This window comes from Ilumatobacter sp. (assembly GCF_041688325.1).
GTDB lineage: Bacteria > Actinomycetota > Acidimicrobiia > Acidimicrobiales > Ilumatobacteraceae > Ilumatobacter_A.
Map to the genome: position 1 here is coordinate 1 of NZ_JBDNIJ010000245.1, position 2,863 is coordinate 2,863.

The following is a 2,863-nucleotide window of genomic DNA, read 5'->3' on the forward strand; positions in this document are numbered from 1 at the left end:
GCCATCGACCGTCGTGGCATCGAGTCCGCCGTCGCTCAGATCCGCCGTAATGGCGGGAAGGTCTGACCAATGGCTGGATCGAGCAAAGACCGCCGTCCGATCGTCACCCTGGAGAGCACGGCAGGAACCGGCTACCGGTATGTCACGAAGAAGAACAAGGCCAACACCCGCGAGCGGATCGTGCTGATGAAGTACGACCCCGTGATCCGCAAGCACGTCCAATTCAAGGAGACACGCTGATGAAACCCGGAATCCACCCCGACTACGGCCCCGTCGTATTCGAAGACTCGACCGGCGGACAACGCTGGATCTGCCGGTCCACGACCACCACCGAAAAACGCACCACCTGGGAGGACGGCAAGGAGTATCCGCACGTACTCCTCGATGTGTCGAACCACACGCACCCTTTCTACACCGGGTCGATGACCATCATCGACACTGCCGGGCGCGTCGAGCGCTTCAACAAGCGATACGGGCGCCGGGACCGCGGTGACGTCGATGGCTGACTTTGCGGGCCTCCTCACCGAACAGGTCATCGACTGCTTCGGGCAGGTGACACACGAACTCACTCTCGACTACGACGGCACGGTCACCATCCGGTTCGCGAGTAGCGGCGCCACCGCTCGCGTGGACCCGACGAGCCGAACGATCCTCACCCCGGGCACCGTTGTCCCCGATTCGATTATGAGCCTCGCGGCCGAGTTGCGCTTGAGCTGACCACCCACCGTTCTCGACGGCAACGCCGGGATGGGGTGGCGGACTTCGACCTCTGCGTCAACACGTTCGACGTCCACATTTGCGAAGATGGTTCAGCCAGTCCTGAATCATTGCGCTACGGTTCAGTCATGACTGAACAGTTGCTCGACGCCGCGGCTAACGCCGGAATCACGGTGATGGATCGCGATCGGACCGAGGGCCTCGACCGCATCGGATTGGCGCTCGCCGACCCGATCCGTCGATCGGTCCTCGTGCGACTGCTCGACGGATCGCAGTACCCGAGCGACCTCGCCGACGCGATTGGAACGTCCCGTTCGAACCTGTCCAATCACCTGGCGTGTCTTCGTGGGTGCGGTCTCGTGAGCGTCAAACGGATTGGGCGTCGCTTCAACTACACCCTCGTCTCGGCAGAGCTCACCGATGCACTCCGCTCGCTCCTCGCGGTCGCTGACACCTTGTCGCCATGCGACGACCACATGTCACCACCGAATGAGCGAGACGATTCATGAGCATCGAACTCGAGACAAGCAAGTCCGCCGGTCGGCACGAAATCGTGCGCCGGGCCACGGTGCTCAATCGTCTCACGATCGGCTGGAATGTCATCGAAGGGATCGTTGCGATCACTGCCGGCGTGGCTGCATCGTCAGTCGGCCTCATCGCCTTCGGGCTCGACTCGGGAATCGAAGTGTCGGCCGCACTCGTCCTTGCCTGGCGGTTGCGCCAAGAACAGCGCGACGGATGCCAGCTCGGCGCCGACGACCGAGCCCGCCGATTGGTGGCCTGGTCGTTCGCCGCGCTCGCGACCTATGTGTCGATCTCGGCGACAATCGACCTCGTCGGCCGACACGAACCCGAAGCATCGACGGTGGGCATTGCGATCGCAACGTTGTCACTCGCGGTCATGCCGGTCCTCGCCACCGCGAAACGGAAACAGGCACTTGCGCTCGGCTCTCAGGCCGCCGTGGCCGAAGCAGCACAAACCAACGTCTGCACGATGCTGTCGGCCGCACTCTTGGTCGGTCTCGTCGCGAACGCAGCACTCGGGTGGTGGTGGGCAGACCCAGTGGCCGGACTCACGATCGCCGGCGTCGCAGCATGGATGGCGGTGCGCACCTTCAGAGCGGACTCGCTCGAACACACCTGCTGCTGAGCACCGGAATGGGAGGGCACTGTTGCATTGGTTGATCGGAGGGCACGGCTGGCCGATGACGTGTGGGTTGTGTGGTCAGATCGAAGCGTTGAGTTCGTCGAATGCTGCCGCGACGCGTAGATGCTCGTGGCGGGATTCGACTCCGAGTTCGAAATGGTCGTGCCGCAGGTTCTGGATGAACGCGTGCCCGCGGATCACCGTCGACGCGGTCCGGTCGGTTCAGCGGCGAGGCAGCCGTGCCGACGTTTACCATCGAGGAACTCACGGCCACCAAGATTCGAGCCCTGTTCCAGTGCCGCAAGGGTCGAGACCTGTTCGACCTGTGGCTCGCATTCGAACACGGCACGGCGACCCTCGATGACATCGTCGAATGCTTCGACCCGTACCGGCCAGACGGCTGGACAGGAGAGCGCGCACTCGCGAACCTCGACGCCAAGCTCAACGATTCGTCGTTCCTCGACGACCTCAGCGCACTGATCACCGGCCACCCCGAGAGCTACGACCACGACTCAGCGAGAAGAGTCGCCGAGCGGCTCATCGAAGCAGCCGAACGCAGAAGGCAACGACTTCGCAAGGCTCGCTCAGCGCTCAAAGAGATTCAAGATCTCGCCGACGAAACGGGCATGGACCGGTAGCGAACATCAAAGCAGCAGCGTGCCTAGTTCGTGCCTAGAACAACGCCCAACAGGGTGCGATACGGCGCAACAACGCACGACAACGGCGCTCGAAGAAACCATGGCTGAACAGGACAAACACCCCACACGCAGGCACGATGCGATCAGCCTCGAAGCGCTTCCCAAGCTGAATACGCGGGTTCGATTCCCGTCATCCGCTCCAATTTCTGGAGCGGAATAAGACCAGCTCATTGACTGTTTATCAGTCCTCAGCTAGTCTGGAAGTGCCTCGCCGACAGGTCTGTCGTGCCCCCAACGTGCCCCGAGCACGGGACAACAGGAGGCACCTATGGGCACGAACGGATCGTTCGGGTCAGTCCGC

General features: G+C 62.5%; 6 protein-coding genes and 1 pseudogene. 6 read left to right on the forward strand and 1 reads right to left on the reverse strand.

All coding sequences use genetic code 11. The features are described from left to right. Positions 1 to 69: 69 nt before the first annotated feature. The 5 genes from rpmG to ACH2EI_RS13885 all read left to right on the forward strand — a co-directional run bounded on the left by rpmG (position 70) and on the right by ACH2EI_RS13885 (position 1,867). A complete protein-coding gene (rpmG, locus tag ACH2EI_RS13865) occupies positions 70 to 240 on the forward strand; it encodes a 50S ribosomal protein L33 (protein WP_395151978.1) in 171 nt (56 codons plus the stop codon). Next, the gene (locus ACH2EI_RS13870) at positions 240 to 506 is read left to right on the forward strand and encodes a type B 50S ribosomal protein L31 (protein ID WP_395151976.1); all 267 of its coding nucleotides are present in this window, start codon (positions 240 to 242) and stop codon (positions 504 to 506) included. The genes rpmG and ACH2EI_RS13870 overlap by 1 nt, the downstream gene beginning before the upstream one ends. Further along, positions 499 to 717 (forward strand): hypothetical protein, encoded by a 219-nt coding sequence (locus tag ACH2EI_RS13875; protein WP_395151974.1) that lies wholly within the window; start codon positions 499 to 501, stop codon positions 715 to 717. Before ACH2EI_RS13870 ends, ACH2EI_RS13875 begins: the two co-directional genes overlap by 8 nt. Before the next feature lie 128 nt (positions 718 to 845). Next, positions 846 to 1,226 carry an ArsR/SmtB family transcription factor gene (locus tag ACH2EI_RS13880; RefSeq protein WP_395151972.1) on the forward strand — a complete coding sequence of 127 codons (381 nt, stop codon included), beginning with the start codon at positions 846 to 848 and terminating at the stop codon, positions 1,224 to 1,226. Beyond that, the gene (locus ACH2EI_RS13885; RefSeq protein ID WP_395151970.1) at positions 1,223 to 1,867 is read left to right on the forward strand and encodes a cation transporter; all 645 of its coding nucleotides are present in this window, start codon (positions 1,223 to 1,225) and stop codon (positions 1,865 to 1,867) included. Before ACH2EI_RS13880 ends, ACH2EI_RS13885 begins: the two co-directional genes overlap by 4 nt. A 75-nt stretch (positions 1,868 to 1,942) precedes the next feature. Here ACH2EI_RS13885 and ACH2EI_RS13890 read toward each other — a convergent pair whose 3' ends face one another. Continuing rightward, positions 1,943 to 2,065: a hypothetical protein gene (locus ACH2EI_RS13890; protein WP_395151968.1), complete on the reverse strand. Its 123-nt coding sequence runs from the start codon at positions 2,063 to 2,065 to the stop codon at positions 1,943 to 1,945. Between the two features lie 35 nt (positions 2,066 to 2,100). Here ACH2EI_RS13890 and ACH2EI_RS13895 point away from each other — a divergent pair. Continuing rightward, positions 2,101 to 2,502: pseudogene (locus ACH2EI_RS13895) on the forward strand (nucleotidyl transferase AbiEii/AbiGii toxin family protein); the annotation flags it as partial. Positions 2,503 to 2,863: the final 361 nt, after the last annotated feature.

Excerpts from the sequence above, each read along its gene's own strand:
- rpmG (WP_395151978.1), top strand. The coding sequence starts at position 70 with ATGGCTGGATCGAGCAAAGACCGCCGTCCGATCGTCACCCTGGAGAGC.
- ACH2EI_RS13870 (WP_395151976.1), top strand. The coding sequence starts at position 240 with ATGAAACCCGGAATCCACCCCGACTACGGCCCCGTCGTATTCGAAGAC.
- ACH2EI_RS13875 (WP_395151974.1), top strand. The coding sequence starts at position 499 with ATGGCTGACTTTGCGGGCCTCCTCACCGAACAGGTCATCGACTGCTTC.
- ACH2EI_RS13880 (WP_395151972.1), top strand. The coding sequence starts at position 846 with ATGACTGAACAGTTGCTCGACGCCGCGGCTAACGCCGGAATCACGGTG.
- ACH2EI_RS13885 (WP_395151970.1), top strand. The coding sequence starts at position 1,223 with ATGAGCATCGAACTCGAGACAAGCAAGTCCGCCGGTCGGCACGAAATC.